The organism is Chelativorans intermedius (assembly GCF_025398255.1).
Taxonomy (GTDB): Bacteria; Pseudomonadota; Alphaproteobacteria; order Rhizobiales; family Rhizobiaceae; genus Chelativorans; species Chelativorans intermedius.
This window is the reverse complement of sequence record NZ_JAODNW010000026.1, coordinates 18,687-37,783: the sequence shown is the minus strand read 5'-3', so window position 1 is coordinate 37,783 and position 19,097 is coordinate 18,687. Positions and strand designations below refer to the sequence as shown.

At 63.6% G+C, this 19,097-nt stretch carries 18 protein-coding genes; 13 read left to right on the top strand and 5 right to left on the bottom strand.

Annotated features, from left to right (window positions below; translation table 11 throughout):
- The first annotated feature begins 9 nt into the window (after positions 1 to 9).
- The 4 genes from NYR58_RS17320 to merA are packed head-to-tail and all read left to right on the top strand — an operon-like array spanning position 10 to position 2,434.
- On the top strand, positions 10 to 405 hold the full coding sequence (locus NYR58_RS17320) for a mercuric transporter MerT family protein (protein WP_261522412.1): 396 nt from the start codon (positions 10 to 12) through the stop codon (positions 403 to 405).
- Between the two features lie 24 nt (positions 406 to 429).
- On the top strand, positions 430 to 753 hold the full coding sequence (locus NYR58_RS17315; RefSeq protein WP_261522411.1) for a heavy-metal-associated domain-containing protein: 324 nt from the start codon (positions 430 to 432) through the stop codon (positions 751 to 753).
- A gap of 9 nt (positions 754 to 762) precedes the next feature.
- Complete coding sequence (gene merF / locus NYR58_RS17310; protein WP_261522410.1) at positions 763 to 1,005, top strand: mercury resistance system transport protein MerF; 243 nt, start codon at positions 763 to 765, stop codon at positions 1,003 to 1,005.
- Positions 998 to 2,434 carry a mercury(II) reductase gene (gene merA, locus NYR58_RS17305; protein ID WP_315903348.1) on the top strand — a complete coding sequence of 479 codons (1,437 nt, stop codon included), beginning with the start codon at positions 998 to 1,000 and terminating at the stop codon, positions 2,432 to 2,434. The genes merF and merA overlap by 8 nt, the downstream gene beginning before the upstream one ends.
- A gap of 644 nt (positions 2,435 to 3,078) precedes the next feature.
- On the opposite strand, the gene NYR58_RS17300 is transcribed toward merA, so the two are convergent.
- On the bottom strand, positions 3,079 to 3,372 hold the full coding sequence (locus tag NYR58_RS17300; RefSeq protein WP_261522409.1) for a hypothetical protein: 294 nt from the start codon (positions 3,370 to 3,372) through the stop codon (positions 3,079 to 3,081).
- A 302-nt stretch (positions 3,373 to 3,674) separates the two neighbouring features.
- Between NYR58_RS17300 and NYR58_RS17295 the strand changes: the two genes are divergently transcribed.
- Entirely contained in the window at positions 3,675 to 4,766 is a 1,092-nt protein-coding gene (locus tag NYR58_RS17295; protein ID WP_261522408.1) for an AbrB family transcriptional regulator, read from the top strand.
- A gap of 119 nt (positions 4,767 to 4,885) precedes the next feature.
- Here the strand turns inward: NYR58_RS17295 and NYR58_RS17290 are convergent, their stop codons facing one another.
- On the bottom strand, positions 4,886 to 6,130 hold the full coding sequence (locus NYR58_RS17290) for a bifunctional alpha/beta hydrolase/OsmC family protein (RefSeq protein ID WP_261522407.1): 1,245 nt from the start codon (positions 6,128 to 6,130) through the stop codon (positions 4,886 to 4,888).
- A gap of 333 nt (positions 6,131 to 6,463) precedes the next feature.
- Between NYR58_RS17290 and NYR58_RS17285 the strand changes: the two genes are divergently transcribed.
- Complete coding sequence (locus NYR58_RS17285) at positions 6,464 to 7,450, top strand: hypothetical protein (protein ID WP_261522406.1); 987 nt, start codon at positions 6,464 to 6,466, stop codon at positions 7,448 to 7,450.
- Positions 7,451 to 7,543: 93 nt separating this feature from the next.
- Entirely contained in the window at positions 7,544 to 9,541 is a 1,998-nt protein-coding gene (locus NYR58_RS17280) for a vWA domain-containing protein (RefSeq protein WP_261522405.1), read from the top strand.
- A gap of 54 nt (positions 9,542 to 9,595) precedes the next feature.
- Here NYR58_RS17280 and NYR58_RS17275 read toward each other — a convergent pair whose 3' ends face one another.
- A complete protein-coding gene (locus NYR58_RS17275; RefSeq protein WP_378074701.1) occupies positions 9,596 to 10,066 on the bottom strand; it encodes an ABC transporter ATP-binding protein in 471 nt (156 codons plus the stop codon).
- Between the two features lie 65 nt (positions 10,067 to 10,131).
- Here NYR58_RS17275 and NYR58_RS17270 point away from each other — a divergent pair, with 65 nt between their 5' ends.
- From NYR58_RS17270 to NYR58_RS17250, 5 genes are all read left to right on the top strand, one after another.
- A complete protein-coding gene (locus NYR58_RS17270; RefSeq protein WP_261522404.1) occupies positions 10,132 to 10,464 on the top strand; it encodes a hypothetical protein in 333 nt (110 codons plus the stop codon).
- 147 nt (positions 10,465 to 10,611) lie between these two features.
- Entirely contained in the window at positions 10,612 to 11,112 is a 501-nt protein-coding gene (locus tag NYR58_RS17265) for a Csu type fimbrial protein (protein WP_261522403.1), read from the top strand.
- Between the two features lie 30 nt (positions 11,113 to 11,142).
- A complete protein-coding gene (locus tag NYR58_RS17260; RefSeq protein WP_261522402.1) occupies positions 11,143 to 11,835 on the top strand; it encodes a fimbrial biogenesis chaperone in 693 nt (230 codons plus the stop codon).
- Between the two features lie 49 nt (positions 11,836 to 11,884).
- Positions 11,885 to 14,221, top strand: a complete 2,337-nt coding sequence (locus NYR58_RS17255) for a fimbria/pilus outer membrane usher protein (protein WP_261522401.1) — start codon at positions 11,885 to 11,887, stop codon at positions 14,219 to 14,221.
- Positions 14,212 to 15,174, top strand: a complete 963-nt coding sequence (locus tag NYR58_RS17250) for a Csu type fimbrial protein (protein ID WP_261522400.1) — start codon at positions 14,212 to 14,214, stop codon at positions 15,172 to 15,174. Before NYR58_RS17255 ends, NYR58_RS17250 begins: the two co-directional genes overlap by 10 nt.
- 128 nt (positions 15,175 to 15,302) lie before the next feature.
- Here NYR58_RS17250 and NYR58_RS17245 read toward each other — a convergent pair whose 3' ends face one another.
- Both NYR58_RS17245 and nspC read right to left on the bottom strand, forming a co-directional pair.
- Complete coding sequence (locus tag NYR58_RS17245; RefSeq protein WP_261522399.1) at positions 15,303 to 16,541, bottom strand: saccharopine dehydrogenase family protein; 1,239 nt, start codon at positions 16,539 to 16,541, stop codon at positions 15,303 to 15,305.
- A gap of 40 nt (positions 16,542 to 16,581) precedes the next feature.
- A complete protein-coding gene (gene nspC, locus NYR58_RS17240) occupies positions 16,582 to 17,679 on the bottom strand; it encodes a carboxynorspermidine decarboxylase (RefSeq protein WP_261522398.1) in 1,098 nt (365 codons plus the stop codon).
- Between the two features lie 319 nt (positions 17,680 to 17,998).
- On the opposite strand from nspC, the gene NYR58_RS17235 reads away from it, so the two are divergent.
- The gene (locus NYR58_RS17235) at positions 17,999 to 18,949 is read left to right on the top strand and encodes a DMT family transporter (protein ID WP_261522397.1); all 951 of its coding nucleotides are present in this window, start codon (positions 17,999 to 18,001) and stop codon (positions 18,947 to 18,949) included.
- The last annotated feature ends 148 nt before the right edge of the window (positions 18,950 to 19,097 follow it).

Here is a 19,097-nt window from a genome sequence, read left to right as displayed (position 1 = left end):
GACCGGCACATGAACACGGACGTCAACCCGGCATCGGACAGCGCCGCCACAAGCAGCGGCGTGCAGCGCAGGCGATGGTATGCCACCGGCGGCCTGCTCGGCGCCGTTCTTGCATCTTCGTGCTGCATTCTGCCGCTGGCGCTCGTCATGCTCGGCGTCTCCGGCGCGTGGATCGGCAGCCTCACAGCACTTGAACCCCTGAAACCTGCCTTCGCCGTCATTTCGATCGCTTTCATCGCGCTTGGATTCCGGCAGGTCTATTTCCGGCCGAATCCGGCCTGCGCCGAGGGGGCCTGCTCCACGCGGCCGCAATCCGGGGCTCTCGTCAGGTCCGCCCTGTGGCTCTCCGCCATCTTGGTAACGCTCGCCCTCGGCATCGAGTGGTGGGCACCCCTCTTCTACTGACCGATGCGTCCAGGGAGAACGCAAATGAAGCCATCCGTCATCCTCGCCATCGGCGTTCTGGCGCTGGGGACCGGCAGCATGCTGCCTGTGTTTCCGCCCTCGCCCCTCATGCAGCCGGCACGCGCCCAGACCCTGCAAACGGCAACCTTCACGGTCGAAAACATGACCTGCGCCCTGTGCCCGGTGACGGTGAAGACGGCGATGGAACGTGTCGAAGGCGTGCAGTCGGTCACCATCGACTTCGAGGCCCGCACCGCCGTCGTGACCTACGATCCCTCGCTTGCGAACGTGGAGAAGATCAAGGCCGCCTCCACGAATGCCGGCTATCCGGCAGCGGTGAAGGGATAGGTGATTCCCATGAGGGATTTGACGATCGTCAGAACCGGCCTTGCCGGCGCCCTTGTTACCGCGCTGTGCTGCGCGACCCCGCTTCTGGTGGTCATCTTCGGTGCGGCGGGCCTGTCGGCATGGCTCGCCCAGGCGGATTTCGTGCTCATACCCTTGTTCGCGATGTTCGTGGGGCTCACGGCTTGCGGTTTGTGGAGACGGCGAAGATGCCGCCGCACCGCCGCAACACGGCCGGAGAACCGCGTTGTCTGACCTCGTCGCCCGCAATCGCCGGAAAGGCCAAAGGCGAGCCTATGACCTCGCCGTTGTCGGCGCGGGCTCGGCCGGGTTCTCGGCAGCCATCGCCGCTGCCGAGCGGGGCGCGAATGTGGCGCTGATCGGCCATGGCACGATCGGCGGCACATGCGTCAATATCGGCTGCGTGCCATCCAAGACGATGATCCGCGCCGCGCAGGCGCTCCACGACACGCGCGCGGTGATGCGCTTTCCGGGGCTCGTGGGGGAGGCAGACCTGGCAGACTGGCCGGCGCTTGCCGCGGCCAAGGACGATCTCGTGGGAGCGCTTCGCAAGACGAAATATCTCGATCTTCTGTCCAGCTACGAGCGCATTGCCTATCTGGAAGGGTGGGCAAGCTTCCACGGCGGCAGCCTTCTGGTCGACGGTGTGGCAATCCGCGCCGACAGGATCGTCATCGCCACAGGTGCCTCCCCGGCCCGGCCGGATATTGCGGGAATTGACGACATCCCCTTTCTCGACAGCACCTCGGCGCTGGCCCTGCAGGCCCTGCCCCGATCACTCCTCGTCGTCGGCGGGGGCTATGTCGGTTGCGAGCTTGCACAGATGTTTGCGCGGATGGGCGTCAGGGTCACGCTTGCAACACGAAGCCGGTTGCTGCCCGAAGCCGAACCCGAGGTTTCCGCCGCACTGGCAGATTTTCTGCGCGCGGAAGGTCTCGCCGTGCGCCAGCACCTCGCCTACCGCAATCTCGGCCGTACCGCCGACGGGGTCGCGCTTGCAATCGGGTCGGAAAAGGGAACGGAGACGCTGGTGGCCGAGCGCATTCTCTTCGCGACGGGGCGCAGGCCGAACACCGCCGGAATGCACCTTGCCGAAGCCGGAATCCGGCTCGACGACCGTGGCGCCATCGTCGTGGATGCGCGCCTGCGCACGACGCGCCCGCACACCTATGCCGCAGGCGATGTGACCGGCCGCGACCAGTTCGTCTACATGGCCGCCCATGGCGCGAAGCTTGCCGCACTGAACGCCCTTGAAGGCGACGCGCACATCTACGACAACTCCGCCATGCCGTGGGTCGTCTTCACCGATCCGCAGGTTGCCGGGGTGGGGCTGACGGAGGCGACGGCCAGGACATCAGGCCGCGCGGTCAGGACATCGCTCGTCCCGCTCGATCATGTGCCGCGCGCCCTGGCAGCGCGCGACACACGGGGCCTGGTGAAGCTGGTGGCCGATGGCGACAGCGGTCGTCTTCTGGGCGGACAGATCGTGGCGCCCGAGGGGGCCGACAGCATTCAGACGCTGACGCTTGCCATAAGACACGCAATGACGGCCAAAGAGCTCGGCGAGACCATCTTTCCCTACCTCACCACGGTGGAAGCCTGGAAGCTGGCTGCACAGGCCTTCGAGAAGGATGTGACGCGGCTTTCCTGCTGCGCGGGGTAGCGCCAGGCGCCGCAGGTGGGAACGACATGTTCACGACGGCAGGCGCGGCTGCTGGACACGCGATGCGCTCCGGGCCGACGGGTACCCTCTTCAATCCCGCCCTGCCATGCTCCCGCCAAACAGCCTGTCGAGCAAGGTCCCGGCACACCAGGCATTCACGGCCAAGGGCCTTTCAGCCGGCGCGAGGCCTTCCTCAAATGCGGCCCTCGACGCGGAGGCTTGCAGGCGCTCGCTGGCCAGGCAGGAATAGGAGGCGACGGCATAGGCAAGCAGGACGGCCGCGCAGATGCATCCCGCACCTGCGGCCATCTCCCGATATGTCATCCGGGCCGGGCGACCGGCAGAGGGGACGTGCGAGGCCGCTTTCCCCTTCGCCTTGCCGGTCAATCGATCGCTCACCACTTTCGTATCTCCTGAGACCATGGCTTGAACATGCCGAGACATGCCGCATGTGGCGGCCACCCTTCATGCCCCACTCGTGCATCAACTGGAAATCAATCCCGTGATATTCGACGCTGCGCAACGCCGCAGACCGAGGATTGCAACGGCATTCGAGACATGAAGACCGGCCCACCGGGAAGGGAAGGCAGGCAGTCCCGGCAAGCGCCGGGGCTGCCTCTCGCGAAACATCTGACCAGTTTCCGCTAGCGGACGGTCTGGAAACGCGGGACCGGCTCGTCATTGGCATCGCTGGGGCCAAACCCCCAGGCAGCCGAGAAGCGCCCGGTGCGTTCGATGCCGGCAGCAGCGCCGCGCGAGGCGCGCGTTGCGATGCCGGCGGTCACGACCGACCGATCGACCGGATCGGCAAGCTGGAAGCGGGGAACGGGCTCATCGTTGGCATCGCTGGGACCAAAGCCGCTTGCGGCGTCGAAAGCCAGTGCGTTGCCAAGGCCCAACATGGCGATGACGGGTGTCAGAACGAGGATCTTGTACATGGTTTTCTCCATTCATCTTGTGCGAAGAGCTCATCTCAACGCCTCTGACGACAATATGACGCCCATGGAGAAAACAATAAAAACAATCATACTTCACATACGGGATATATATTTGTGTCTACTGCCTCACGGTTTCGATTTTCACTTCACGAATACTATCACGGAAACGCGAGCGGCAGGAGAGGACGCCATGGCCAGCGCGGCGGTCACACGCCGCACGGTTTCGGCCGATTCCCACCGTCGATGCGCGCAGGTCTGACAAGGACATTTGCCTTGCCGGCGGAAGCGGATATGAGAAGCACATGGACTCACCCGCAGGCGAACGCCCCCCGACCGAGCTGCTGGCGCACACCTCATCGGCCTTTCAGTGGGCAACGATCCTTCTCGGATCGGCCCTGCTTTTCATCGGGCTGGAGGCCATGGGCCTGCCGGCAGCCGCCCTCATCGGCCCGATGCTGGTCGGCGTTGTCGCCGGCGTCAATGGTGCGACGGTGCGGGTTCCCAAACCGCTCTTTGCCGGCGCCCAGGCCATCATCGGCATTCTGATCGCAAGGTCCATCGAGCCGGAAATGCTCACCGCCTTTGCCGACGACTGGCCTCCCTTCCTGCTGGGGGTGGTCTCAACGGTTGCAGCCTCCAGCTTTCTCGGCTGGCAGATCAGCCGCTGGAAGATCCTGCCCGGCAGCACGGCGGTGTGGGGTTCGGCACCCGGCGCCGCCACGGCCATGGTTCTGATGGCCGGCGCCTTCGGCGCCGATGCGCGCCTGGTCGCCTTCATGCAGTATCTGCGCGTGCTGATGGTGGCCGGTGTGGCCGCTGCAATTGCCGCGCTGATCGGCGGTGAGGCCGGTGTGGCGCCAGAGCCTGTCGTTTGGTTCCCGCCCTTCGAGCCGCTCGCCTTCGCGACTGTGGCGGGCGTGGCTGCGCTCGGTGCGGCGGGCGGCTGGCTCCTGCGGCTGCCTTCTCCATTTGTCCTTGGCGCCATGACGCTCGGCGCCGCCCTTCATCTCGGCGGCGGCGTCGATTTCCAGCTTCCCCACTGGTTGCTGGCTGCAAGCTATGCGCTCATCGGCTGGACCATAGGACTGAACTTCACCCGTACAATCGTGCGCCATGCCGCGCGGGCCCTGCCGCAGGTCCTGGGCTCGATCGTCGCGTTGATGCTGTTCTGTGCCGGAATGGCCTTGGTCCTCAGCCATTGGCTCGGCGTGGACATCCTGACGGCCTATCTCGCCACCAGCCCCGGGGGAATGGATTCGGTCGCCATCATCGCGGCGGCGTCCTCCAGCGTGAACATGTCCTTTGTCATGGCGATGCAACTGGGGCGTTTCCTTGTCGTCCTGCTCCTGGGGCCAAGCATCGCACGGCTGATCGCAGGCCGAATGAGGGTCTGAAGGCTGCTTGCGGGAGCCGATGTCCGGCGGCTTCCCGGCAACATCCTCCATCGCAGCCATGAGAGATTGAGAGGCATGCAGCGCCGAGCCATTTCCCCTCGCCCCGTCTGCCGTCCGGCTTAACCGTCGGCGGGTTCCGTCTTGACGACGGTGCTGATCTTGGCGCTGGCTTCGAGCGTGCGGTGAACCGGGCATTTGCCGGCAATTTCGGCGAGCTTGTCGGCCAGCTCGTCGGGAAGCGCGCCGTCGATCGAAATCACCCGCTCGAAACGGTCGATGCGGCCGCCCCCGGCGCGCTCGGCATCCGTGCACTCCTCGCAGTCGCGGGCATGGATCTTGGCGTGGGACACATCCACATGAACGCGCCCAAGCGAAAGCTTCTTGTGGTCGGCATACATGCGCAGGGTCATGGACGTGCAGGCGCCAAGCGCAATCGAGAGAAAATCGTAGGGCGAAGGCCCGCTGTCGAGCCCGCCGAGCTTTTCCGGCTCGTCGGCGAAGAGGCGGTGCCGGCCGGCCTGCACGGCGTTCTGGAACCGGCCCTCCCCGGTCTCCATGACACGCACATGCTCCACCGCCTCGCCGCCCTGCGGCCTGTCGCCGACGATGTAACGCGAAAGCCAGCCTGCAATCACCCGCGCGGCAAAGGCGGCATCCTGCGGCCTGGTGAGCAGATGGTCGGCCGTGTCGAGGGAGACGAAGCTCTTGGGATGTTTGGCCGCAAGGAAAATCTCCGTGGCATTCTCGATTCCCACCGTTTCGTCGAGGGGAGCATGCAGGATCAGAAGCGGCTTTCTCATTGCCGAAATGGCCGCCTTGAGGGGTTGCGAACGCACATCCTCGACGAACTGCCGCCGCAAGGTGAACGTGCGCCCGGCGAGCGTCACCTCGGCTTCCCCCGCCTTCTCGACCGCCTCCAGGCTGGTGCCGAGATTCTTCAGCACATGCGCGGCATCGGACGGGGCGCCGATGGTCACCGCCGCCCGCACCTCGGGGATGTCCTTGGCGACGGCCAGAACGGCGGCGCCACCCAGGGAATGACCGATCAGGACCGACGGCGCCTGATAATGCGTGCGAAGATGATCGGCTGCGGCGAGAAGGTCGGCCGTATTGGAGGAAAAATTGGTGGAAGCGAACTCGCCCTCGCTCGAACCGAGGCCGGTGAAGTCGAAACGCAGGACGGCAATTCCTTCGCGCGCCAGCTCGGCGGCGATGCGGCGCACCGCCGCCAGGTCCTTCGAGCAGGTGAAGCAATGCGCAAACAGCGCAAAGGCGCGCACTGGCCCGTTCGGCAGGTCGAGGCGGGCCGCCAGCCTTGCGCCGGCATGACCCGGAAACTCCAGTTTCTGGCTGATGGGTGTCACGTGCGCCTCCCGGGAGTTCTGGACCCGATCTCGATCGGCCGATCCGGCGATTGGAACCGGACCGCAAGGAAGATTGCCGACGCTTCCCCCAGCCGATGGAGGAAAAGCGCCTGGCATCACCATGCCCGCAGCCGATGCGGCCTTTCCAGCCCAATGCACGAAGGAGGGATCAAAAGACCGTGAAGCCTGCCTTCCAGGGCCCCCGACCATGAGATGGCGGGCACGCGCCGCGGCACCTCCTTCAAGCTCTCCTCCGCGCGCGGATTTCAGACCTTGCAAAACACCATCGGCTTCTGTTCTCCTCTGCATCGGCAAGGAGAGGAGGAGCCTGCGATGTGGGATTTTTCGGCAAGCCGCGCTCTGGTGCTGATGGCCCGGACGCTGCCTTTCCTGCTTCTGCGCATTGCCGTCTATTTCGGGGTGGCGGTCGCCTATGTCCTGATGACGGGCATCGGCGCCGGAATTGGCTGGGGCGTCGGCGGCTTCGGTGGCTCCGATCTTCAGCCGCAGACGACGTTCTGGGGCGGGCTCATCGGTTTCGGCGTGGCCGGCGCCGTGATGTATCTCCTGCGCGAATACATTCTCTATCTGGTCAAGGCCGGGCACATCGCGGTTCTCGTCGATCTCATGGAGGGAAAGGAGCTGCCAAAGGGGCGCTCGCAGCTTGCCCATGGCCGCAAGGTGGTCGAGGCACGCTTCGCCGAGGCAAGCCTGCTCTTCGGCGTGGACCAGCTCGTCAAGGGGGTGCTGCGTGCCATCGTCGGGCTCGTGCGCGGCATCCTGGGCATCCTTCCGATCCCCGGTGCGCGGCAGCTCGCATCGCTTCTGGATGCCTTCCTCAAGATCGCGGTCGGGTTTGTCGATGAGGTAATCCTCGGCTATGCGATCCGCACCGGCTCCACCAATGGGTGGGAGTCGGCCCGCAAGGGGCTCGTGCTCTATGCGCAGAACTACAAGCCCATGCTCAGGAATGCCGCCTGGCTGGCGCTCATCGTCTATGGGCTTTCCTTCGCCGTCTTCCTTGTCATGCTCACGCCGGCGGCGCTGGCCGTCTATCTCATTCCCGGCGCCTGGTCCGCGGGCGGCATGGTCTTCGCCCTCCTGTTCGCCTGGAGCGTCAAGGCGGCCGTCCTGGAGCCCTTTGCCATTGCCTGCCTGATGGAGGTCTATTTCCGCACCATCGAGGGCCAGAAGCCGGATCCTGTCTGGGACGCCAGGCTGGAGCAATTGTCCGGCAAATTCGCCAAGCTGAAGGAAAAGGCCCGGTCCTACGAGCCACCGCGCGCAGCACCGACCGGCCCAAAGGCCTTCGAGCACTAGCCAAGCCTTCCTCGAAGGAGTCAAACTGCCCGATCCGTCGCCGGTTCTGCCTCGGTGACTGCAGATCGAAAACAGGGGGAATCTATGAAGCCGATGAAACGTGCAGCGGTCGCCTTGATGCTCCTGTGGGTCGGCAGCGCGCAGGCTGCCGACGATGTCATGGTTGTCTTCGACGGCTCCAACTCCATGTGGGGACAGATCGACGGCGTCGCCAAGATCGAGATCGCCCGCCAAGCCATGGAACGCCTCGTCGGCAACTGGACCGACGGCACCAATGTGGGGCTGATGGCCTACGGCCATCGCCACGAGGGCGACTGCAGCGACATCGAGACGATGATTACGCCCGGCCCCTTTGTCCGCGACGCATTCCTGGAGCGCGTCCGGAGCATCACGCCGCGCGGCAAGACACCGCTGACGACCGCCGTGGAACAGGCCGCAGAGGCATTGGCCTATCGCGACAGGCCGGCCACCGTGGTGCTCATCACCGACGGGATCGAGAGCTGCCAGCGCGATCCATGCGCGCTTGCCGAGGAACTGGAGCGGATGGGCGTCGGCTTTACGGCGCATGTCGTCGGCTTCGACCTGAAAGGCGAGGAGCAGGAAGCGGTTGCCTGCATGGCCGAGCGCACCGGGGGGCGCTTTGTCGCGGCGCGCAGTGCCGAGGGGCTGGGCGCGGCACTCAGCACCGTCGGAACGGCTGTTGCCGAAGCCCCCGAACCGACGCCCGAACCAGAGCCCGCGCCGGCGCCGAGCGTCGTGGTGGAGGCTCCCGAAAGCGCCGTCATCGGCTCCAGTTTCGCAATATCCTGGCAGGCGCCCACCCAGGCGCCGCGCGACTATGTGACCATCGTGCCGCTGGGCGCGGACGAAGGCACATACACCAATTATCAGCGGGTGCAGGACAAAAGCGAGGGCAGCCTGCGCGCTCCCGCCGAACCGGGGCTCTACGAGGTCCGCTACGTGCGCCAGGAGGACGGCTCAACCCTGGGCTCCACGGAGATCGAGATCGTCGAGGCCGACGTCTCCGTCTCGGCGCCGCAAAGCGCGACGGCAGGCGAGCGCTTTTCCGTTTCCTGGTCGGGTGCGGTGCACCCGCGCGATTATGTGACCATCGTTCCGGCAGGCGCGGCGGAAGGCGACTATGGCGACTACACACGGGTTGCCGACAAGAACGAGGGCAGCCTTCAGGCACCCGCTGACGCCGGACTTTACGAAGTGCGATACGTGCTTCAGGAGGGCGGCAAGACGCTGGCTTCCGCCGAGATCGAGATCGTCAAGGCAGAGGCATCGGTGCAGGCACCGCAGAGCGCCGTCGTCGGCTCCTCCTTCTCGGTTCAATGGTCAAGGGGCATCCACCCGCGCGACTATGTGACCATCGTTCCGGCGGGTGCGGCGGAAGGCGACTATGGCGACTACACGCGCGTCGGCGACAAGAGCGAGGGCAGTCTTCGTGCGCCGGCCGAGCCCGGGCTCTACGAGGTGCGCTACGTGCTCCAGGAGGGCGGCAAGACGCTGAGTTCCGTGCCCATTGAGATCGTCGAAGCCGATATCGAGCTTGCGGGCCCAGACACGGTGCGCGCCGGCTCGCAGATCCGCGTGGTGTGGTCTGGATCGCCGCCGCACGGCCGCGACTATGTAACGATCGTGCCGATGGGCGCGCAGGAGGGCGCCTATGGCGATTATGTGCGCGTCGGCGGCCGCGATTCCGCCGATCTGAGCGCACCGGAGGAGACCGGCCTCTATGAGGTCCGCTATGTGCTCGACGAGGGAAAGCGAATCCTCGCCCGCCACCCGGTCGAGGTGGTGGCCGCGACCGCCGCGCTCAATGAAGGCGGCGCGCTGGAGGCCCCCGAAGCTGGAAAGCCGGGCGAGACGGTGGAGGTGCGCTGGACGGCCGAAGACAGCGGCGGTGACCGGCGCGTCACCCTGGCCGGAGCGGACCAGCCTGATTTCACATGGATCGAGGCAAAAAAGGCCGAAGGCCCCTCATTGACCTTCACGCTGCCCCAAGAAACAGGATTCTACGAATTCAGGCTGCTCGACATTCCCCAGCGCAAGGTGCTGAGCCGGGTAACGATCAGGGTGGAGTAGCTCGTGGAGCGCGAGCAAACGGGCGTCGGGGATTGAGAGCGGAGCGGCCGGCGATCACCAGATGAAGTCGAGGCGCAGGCGGCCGCTCTTCGGATCCTCGCAAACACAGGCTGAACCCCCGAAGACGGGCCGGATCAGCGCGGCTGTCATGATCTCCTCCGGCCTGCCCTGTGCCACAAGCCTGCCGTCCTTCACGATCTCAACCACCCCGTCGCAGAAGGCAACGGCGTGGTTGAGATCGTGAAGGGCGGCGATGCAGCTCGTGCCGAGACCACGCAGCAACTTCAACAGATCCAGCTGGTGGCGGATGTCGAGATGGTTCGTGGGCTCATCGAGAAGAAGTTCGCTCGGCTCCTGGGCCAGGGCACGCGCAATCTGAATGCGCTGCTTTTCACCGCCTGAAAGGGTCGACCAGAGCTGGTCCGCCCGGTCTTCCATGCCGGTCCGCGCAAGCGCGTGCGACACCGCCGCGAAGTCCGCCTCGCGCCAGCCTTCCCAGGCCCCGCGATGCGCCGTGCGCCCCAGACGGCAATGCCGGCGAGAATGATGCGCATCGGCCCGCCCGCACCTCCGTGCTTACGGATACCTCTGTGCCGAATGGTCGCACCATACGCCGCGGTCACACGACCGCAGCCGGGCATCGGCAACAGGAATCGCATACCGCGATCAAACTTCTTGAGCGCCAGCGCCTGAAGATCGCTCGCAAAATCTGCGGCGAAAAAGCCCGTACTTACGGCGATGTTCGATGCCGTAATCCGCGCTGCCGGCCGCCGACGGATAATCAGGATACCGAATTCGAGGTGCGCCAGAGAGCAACCATGAGGCGCAAACACGATCAGGAATACAGCATTCTAAACAGCCTCGGAGGAAAAGCAACGACGAAGGAAACCTGCGATGATTTATCCTTCGGTCATCATACTTGACAGAGAATCAACCGCCGTATACTGGGGCAAACCAGCGATTGGCGCTTCTTCCCTCCCTTGCCAGTCGCATCCCAAGCATATGCATATCCCGCACCGCCAGTGAGCGGTCTCGAAATGCTGCTTTCAAAGCTTTTAGGAATGGTAGACATGTTCAAGACTCTCTTTCGATCTTTCGCAGTTCTGGTTATCGTTCAACCAGTTGTTGCTGGTACTGCCTTTGCTGCAACCGCAATTAGCAACATGAACGTCCGTATCAGTATCGTCGATGAGTGCAAGGTCGTTACGGCGATCGATATGGACTTCGGAACAACCGGTGTCATCGACGCCAGCATCGACGAGACGAGTACGATTTCCGTCCATTGTACCAACGGCACACCTTATACCGTCGGCCTGGGCATGGGCGGCGGCGCAGGCGCGACGGTGGCTGTTCGCAAGATGACCGGACCGTCGTCCGCGACGGTGGACTACTCGCTGTATCGCGATGCTGCACACAAGCAAGTCTGGGGTGTCACGCCAGGCGAGGACACGGTTGCCGGAACTGGCAACGGCAGTGCACAGACGATGACCGTCTACGGCCGGGTGCCGGCCCAAAGGACTCCGGGCGCCGGCGCCTATTCCGACATCGTCCCCATCACCATCCAGTACTGATCCATGCGTGCCATGCTGCGATATGTCAGCATGGCCGCTTTCCTCCTGCTTTCAGGGCAGGTTGGGGAAGCGGCTTCGCTGCGTGTTTCTCCTACCACCGTTCACCTGATCGCGCCGGACAGCGCAGCCACGCTCGACGTGAGCAACGAGGCCGGTCGTCCGATCAATGTCCAAATACGCGTCTTCCGATGGACCCAGGAAGGTGGCGTCGACCGGCTCGAACCCACCACGGACGTCGTCGCCAGCCCACCCGCGGCGGAGCTGGCGGCAGACGCGACCTACGTCGTGCGTGTCGTTCGCGTGGCGAAAGCGCCGGTTGCGAAAGAAGAAAGCTACCGCGTCGTCGTCGACGAGGTGCCCGATCCGAGACGACGGCAGGCCGGCGCTGTCAGTCTCGTCGTCCGGCACTCCATTCCCGTGTTCTTCCGCGACGCAGACTCCTCCGCGGCACGCGTAACATGGAGCCTCCGTCCATCGGGAAGCTCGATCGTGCTCGTTGCCCGCAACGAGGGCCAGAGCCATCTGAGACTGTCCGACATCGTGCTGTCACAAGATGGCCGGCAATTCGCAGGCTACGAAGGTCTCCTCGGCTATGTCCTCGAGGGCTCGACCATGGAATGGCCTATCCCCCTCTCTGGGGCTCCAGCTTCTGGCCCCGTAACGCTTTCCGCACAGACTCAGGCAGGACCTCTAAATGCGAACATCTCGATCGTCCGGCGCTAGGATCGCAGGCGTCCTGGGCGTTGCGCTATTCGCGGCAATCTCGGGGGGCATGCGAGGAACAAGCAGCGCCGCTGCTGAACCCAATGTCTCCCCGGCGGCGCCGCGGGACCTCTATCTTGAGGTCTATATCAATGACGTTTCCACCGGGCTCATCGGAAAATTCACACAACTGGCCGATGGCACCCTCGTCGCGACTGTCGAGGAACTGCGGGAGGTGGGCCTGAGAGCCACGGATTCGGCCCGAACAGCCGAAGGGCTGGTTCGCCTCGACGCGTTGCCCAACGTGGGCGTGCGCATCGATGAGCCGACCCAAAGGCTCTTCGTCACATCGACCGACGAGGCGCGTGTGCCCAGATCGATCGATGCTGGCGGCGCCGGCTCAACCGTCGATGTCAAGCCACAGTCCAGCTTTGGCGCCGTTCTCAACTACTCGCTCCTTGCGAGCACCAATTCGCTGGTGGATCAGAACGTCAAGTTGTTTCAGGGCCTTGCGGGCAGTTATGATGCCCGCCTCTTCAGCCCCTTTGGAACGATCAGCCAGTCCTTCACGACAAACTACAGCAATAGTCCATGGGATCGTTTCACCCGCCTGAATACGAGCTGGAGCTATTCCGATCCAGAAAGTCTCATAACCTATCGCGGCGGGGATCTCATTTCCGGCGGCCTGCCCTGGACGCGGCCGGTCTATCTCGGCGGATTTCAGGTGCAGCGCAACTTCGCACTTCGGCCCGACCTCGTGACGATGCCCCTGCCATCATTCTCGGGCACTGCGGCGGTGCCCTCCACAGTCGAGATCTATTCGCACAACACTCGCGCCTATAGCGGTGACCTTGCACCCGGACCATTCCGGATCGACAACCTCCCGGTCACCGCAGGCGCCGGCGAAGCGCGTGTTGTCCTCAGAGACAGCCTGGGTCAGGAAACGGTCGCCGACCTTCCGTTCTACGCTTCCAGTAGACTGCTCCGGGAAGGTCTGCTCGATTTTTCAACCGAACTCGGATACCCGCGCCGCAATTTCGGCATCGAGTCCGACGATTACGATGGCCGGCTGATGGGCGCAGCCACTGCCCGCTACGGCCTGACAGATTGGCTTACGCTTGAGGGACACGTCGAAGGCGGAACCGATTTGCACAACGGTGGGCTCGGTGTGGCATTCCCGCTCGGTTCCTTTGGTGTGGGATCATTTGCGGCAGCGGCCAGCGAATACAATGGTGAAACCGGTTCTCTCATCAATGCTTCGCTCGAGCTGCAGCTCGAGCGGTGGTCGCTCTTCGGTCGAACCCAAAGAACCTTCGGCCAATACGAAGACATCGGCTCGATCACCGCTATCCCGAATACCGGCAGAAACGCGCCAAAGTCCTTCCATGCGGGTGTTCCACGGACGCTCGATCAGGTAACGCTCAGCGTTCCCACACCGTTCGAAGCATCGAGTCTCTCCCTTCTATTTACCAACCTCGAATACGCAAACGGTGACACAAGCCGGATTGCCGGGATCTCCTACAGCCAGCAGCTCTTCGAGCGAAGCACGTTCTTTTCAACCGGATTCAAGGACTTCGGGAGCCATGGCGGCTTCGGTCTCTTCGCCGGCATCTCGGTTCCGCTGGGAGGAGACATTTCGGCAACCACCGCGCTTGATCACGGCAGAAACGGAACACGCCTGGTGACCGACGTCGCCCGCTCCGAACGCCTTGAGAACGGAAGCGTCGCATGGCGCCTCCACAGCTCGGAAGGAACGACGCCCGACAGGTCGGTTGCCGTCAGCTATCGCGCGCCGGTTGCTCGGATGGAAGTTGGCGTTCAGCAGATCGGACAGGGTTTGAGGGCGACAGGCCAGCTCGATGGCGCGCTCGTTCTCGCTGGCGGTGGCGTCTTTGCGTCCAATCGCATTGATGACGCCTTTGCCGTCGTCGATGTCGGCGCACCGAACGTTGAGGTTCTGCACCAGAACCGGCACGTGGGCAAGACCGACCGGCACGGCCGCATCCTCGTTCCGGGGCTCAACGCCTACGAGCCCAACACCATCTCGATCGACCCGAGCAATCTCCCGGTGGATACCGACATCGCTTCCACCACTCAGGTCGTCGTTCCCGCCGATCGCAGTGGCGTGGTCGCGGATTTCGGAGTCGACACCAGCCCAAGCGCAGCATTGGTCCGTTTCGTTGACGGCCGCGGCAATCCGCTGGAGGCCGGCGTCCAGGGACACCTGTTGACCGGGTCGGGCGGCGAGTTCGTGATCGGCTATGACGGCGAGGCCTACCTCCGCCAGCTCCTGGCGCAGAACGCGGTTGAAATCGATCGGCTCGATGGCACCACATGCAGCGCCCGTTTCGAATTTCAGGCTGTTCGCGGACAGCAGGTCGTCGTGGAGGATGTCCCATGCGTTTGACACTGGCATCGGCCCTGGCATGCGTGACTGTCGCGCTTCTGGCGGCGGCGCAGCCGAGCCTGGCTCAAGCCCTGAGTTGCAGCTTCAGCATCAATAACCTCAATTTCGGAACGGTCGACAGCTTGTCTGGCGCGCCAGCGAGAACCAGTGCGAATCTGCGGGCCAGCTGCAATGGATTGCCAAACCGGGAAGTCGTGATCTGCCCAAACCTCGGCAGCGGCACCGGTGGGGCAAAACCAACCACACGGAGTATGAACAACAGCGCGAATATCCTGGAATATCAACTGTACTCCGACCCTGCGCGCCTGATACCCTGGGGATCCTATTTGTGGCCATATTCCCCCAAGCCTCCGGAAATGAATCTCACTTTGGATGCTTCCGGCCGCGGGAGCATTTCACGACAGATATACGGCGAAGTGTTCGGCGGCCAAACCACGGCGGCAACAGGTTCCTATTTGTCGACCTTTTCCGGCACCCACGCCACATTTCTCTACAGATACGCTCCCTCAAGCTGTTACGGCGCGGTGACAGGATCAATGGTCCACCCAAACTTCCTTGTGACGGCAACAGTTGCTCCAAACTGTCTCATTGCAACAAAGGATGTCGACTTTGGCGCGCGTGGCGTCCTCTCTTCCGCGGTCGATGCGACAGGACAGGTCGCCGTAACCTGCACACCGAACACATCTTACACCGTCTCGCTGAGTGGTGGCTTGTCCAACGGAACGCCGACAGCGCGCAAGATGTTCAAAGGAAAGGAAACGGTCACCTACGGCCTTTACAAGGATCCCGCACGCAGCCAGCCATGGGGCGACGCATCAACGCCCGGCAGCACCATGCCAGGAAGCGGGAACGGGCAGACCCGGTACCTGCCGGTCTACGGTCGCGTGCGCCCCCAGGCAACACCGTCGGCCGGTGTTTACACCGATACCGTTGTCGTTACCGTAACGTACTGAGTCATTCGTCTGGGAGACAAGCATGCTCCGCATGCTGTCTTCCTTTGCGGCACGACAAAGCCCCGCCGAAACGAAACCGGCGGGGCTGATCGTTCACAAACGGGCGCTGGCGCGTCGCCGGGCGGCTGTCAGAGCACCAGATCCCGGTCGCCTTCGGCGTCCCTGATGCGCGTCGGCAGGCCGATCCTGTTGAGGACGCGCAGGAACGGTTTCGGCGGCAGCTCCTCCACATTCGCCATCTTCTTCACGTCCCACTCGCCGCTGGCGATCAGCATGGCGGCCGCAACCGGCGGCACGCCCGCCGTATAGGAGATGCCCTGGCTGCCTACCTCCTTGAACGCCTCCTTGTGATCGGAAATGTTATAGATGAAGACCTCGTGCTCCCTGCCGTCCTTGACGCCTCTGACGAAGTCGCCGATGCAGGTCTTGCCCTCGTATTCGGGCGCCAGCGACGCCGGGTCTGGCAGGCAGGCCTTGACCACCTTGAGGGGCACCACCTCCTGCCCTTCCGCCGTGCGCACCGGATGCTCGGACAAGAGGCCGATGCTCTTCAAGACCGTGAAGACATTGATGTAGTGGTCGGAGAAGCCCATCCAGAAGCGGACATTGGCGCCATCCATGTTCTTGTAGAGCGAATGGATCTCGTCATGCCCACAGAGATAGGCCTTGCGCTTGCCGACCACCGGCAGGTCGAACTCCTTGCCGATCTCGAACATCCGGTTCTTCTGCCACTGGCCGTTCTGCCATGAATAGACGACGCCGGTGAACTCGCGGAAGTTGATCTCCGGGTCGAAATTGGTGGCGAAGTACTTCCCATGGCTGCCGGCATTGACATCGACGATGTCGACATCGCTCACCGTGTCCAGATATTCGTCCTTGGCCAGCCGCGCATAGGCATTCACGACACCCGGATCGAAGCCCGCTCCAAGGATGGCGGTGATCCCCTTCTGCGCACATTCATCGGCACGCTTCCACTCGTAATTGCCGTACCAGGGCGGCGTCTCGCAGACCTTCTCCGGCTCCTCGTGGATGGCCGTGTCGATATAGGCCGCGCCTGTGTCCATGCAGGCGCGCAGCACCGACATGTTGATGAAGGCTGAGCCGACATTGATGACGATCTGCGCCCCGGTGTTGCGGATGAGATCCCTGGTCGCCTCGATGTCGAGCGCGTTCAGGGCATGTGCCTCGAGAACGCCCGGCTGCTTCATCGCCTTCTTCTCGTGCACGCTCTCGACGATCGCATCGCATTTCGATTTCGTGCGCGAGGCGATGTGGATGTCGCCGAGAACATCATTGTTCTGCGCGCATTTGTGCGCGACCACCTGAGCGACGCCGCCGGCGCCAACGATGAGCACATTCTTCTTCATCTTTCGGAATATCTCCTTCTACCCAGTGGTTCACGTCTTCTCAGGAGAGGCTGCCTTCATAGTCGGCATAGGTGAACGCGCGCACCGTGCGAATGCTGCCATCGAGCTCGCGCACGGCGATTGCCGGCATCTTCACACCGTTGAACCAGTTCTTCTTCACCATGGTGTAGCCCGCTGCATCCTGGAAGGAGATGCGGTCGCCCACCTTCAGCTCCCGTTCGAAATCGAACTCTCCGAAAATATCCCCGGCAAGGCAGGACTTGCCGCAGACCAGATACCGGTGCGGCCCTGCGTTTGGCAACACCTTGGCGCTCTCGCGATAGACGAGGAGATCGAGCATGTGCGCCTCGATCGAGCTGTCCACGATGGCAAGGTGCTTGCCGTTGTAGAGCGTGTCGAGCACGGTCGTCTCCAACGTGGTGGTGTTGGTGATCGACGCCTCTCCAGGCTCCAGATAAACCGTCACGCCATATCTTTCGGAAAAGGCTTTCAGCCGGGCGCAGAAGGCATCGAGGGGATAATTCTCGCCGGTGAAATGGATGCCGCCGCCAAGGCTTATCCACTCGACCCTCGAAAAAAGCGCGCCGAAACGATCCTCGATCTGCCCCAGAATGCGGTCGAAGAGCGCGAAATCCTCGTTCTCGCACTGATTGTGGATCATGAACCCCGTGATGCGGTCCATCACCTTCTCGACCTTCTCGATATCCCACTCCCCCAGTCGGGAGAAGGGACGGGCAGGATCGGCAAGATCGAAGCCCGAGGCACTGACGCGCGGGTTGAGGCGCAGTCCGCAGGCAATGCCGGACGCCTTGTCGGCATAGCGCTCGAGCTGGCCGATCGAGTTGAAGATGATCTTGTCGGCATGGCCGATCACCGCATCGATCTCGTAGTCGGCATAGGCCACGCTGTAGGCATGGGTCTCCTTGCCGAAACGCTCGCGGCCGAGCCGCACCTCGTTGAGAGAGGAAGAGGTGGTGCCGTCCATGTAGTCGCGCATCAGATCGAAGACCGACCAGGTGGCAAAGCATTTCAGCGCCAGCAGCGCCCTGGCGCCCGACCGCTCGCGCACATAGGCAACCTTTTCCATGTTGCGCAGAAGCTTGGCCTTGTCGATCAGATAGTACGGCGTCTCAATCATGGGCTGCGGACATCCTGCTCCCCGGTCGGCAAACTGGCCGGTTTCCTAACCCAAACCGCCCATCGGTGCCACCTCCATTTGAAATCCCCGTCGCCCCGCCGCCCGCGGCCCATTGTCCCGCAGACTGCGTGCGGCGCAAAGCGGGAGCGATGGCAGCAAGTTTCGAGTGCCGCGTGAATGATGGCGACAAGGCGGATGTCCGGGACCGGGGCTTTCACCCATCGGACGGGGAAGGCCAAGCGCAAGAAACGGGTGGAAAGCCGCAACGAACGATAGCATCGCTGCCGCAAGAACCTTGCCGACCGCCCGGGACTTGCGAATGCCGTCTTCCCATTGCTCTCCTCGCCCCATGACGACGCGCGAATGGGCCATGCTGATTGCCCTTTCTGCCGTGTGGGGCGGGTCGTTCTTCTTCAACGCCGTGGCGCTCGGCGCGCTGCCCGTGCTCACGGTCGTGGTCGCGCGCGTTGCCGGTGCCGCGCTGCTTCTCGTCCTGCTCCTGAGGATGACCGGGCGGAGACTGCCGGCCGGCCGATCTGTCTGGGCGGCCTTCTTCGCAATGGGTCTTCTCAACAATGCCATCCCGTTTTCGCTCATCGTCTGGGGACAGCAGCACATCGCCTCAGGAGTCGCATCGATCCTCAATGCATCGACGCCCCTCTTCACCGTCATCTTCGCGCATTTCCTGACCGAGGATGAGAAGCTGACCACGGGCAAGCTCCTGGGCGTGGCCGCGGGCTTCATCGGTGTGGCCGTCATGATCGGCGGCGACGCGGTCCAAGCGCTCGGTGTCGGCGTGGGCGCTCAATTGATGTGTCTGGGTGGCGCGGTCTCCTACGCGCTTGCCGGCATATTCGGGCGCCGGTTCCGCCGCATGGGGGTCGATCCCATGACCACGGCAGCAGGGCAGCTCGTGGCTTCGAGCATCCTGCTTGCGCCGCTCATGGCCGTGCTGGACCGCCCGTGGACGCTTCCCATGCCGGGCCCCGCCGTCTTCGCCGCCCTTGCCGGCGTGGCGGTTCTGTCGACGGCCTTTGCCTATGTGCTCTACTTCCGCATTCTTTCCACGGCCGGCGCCACCAACCTGCTGCTCGTCACCTTCCTCATCCCGGCAAGCGCCATCCTGCTCGGCGTTGCCTTCCTCGACGAAACCCTTCTGGCCCGCCATATTCTGGGCATGGCACTGATCGGCCTCGGCCTGCTCGCCGTCGACGGCCGAATGCCCCTGGTGCGCCGGCTGCCTCCTGCCTTTGGCCGTTTTCGGCGTTGATCGCGCTCATCTTGCGGGCCCGACGCCCTCTCCACGCCACCTGACGGCCAGACCAAGGCTTTCATCGGGCACGCTCAGGGGAAGCTCTGCATGCGCCTTCGAAAAGATCATCGGCGGGCCGGTCTTCAGGCCTTCTGGCACAGCGGCC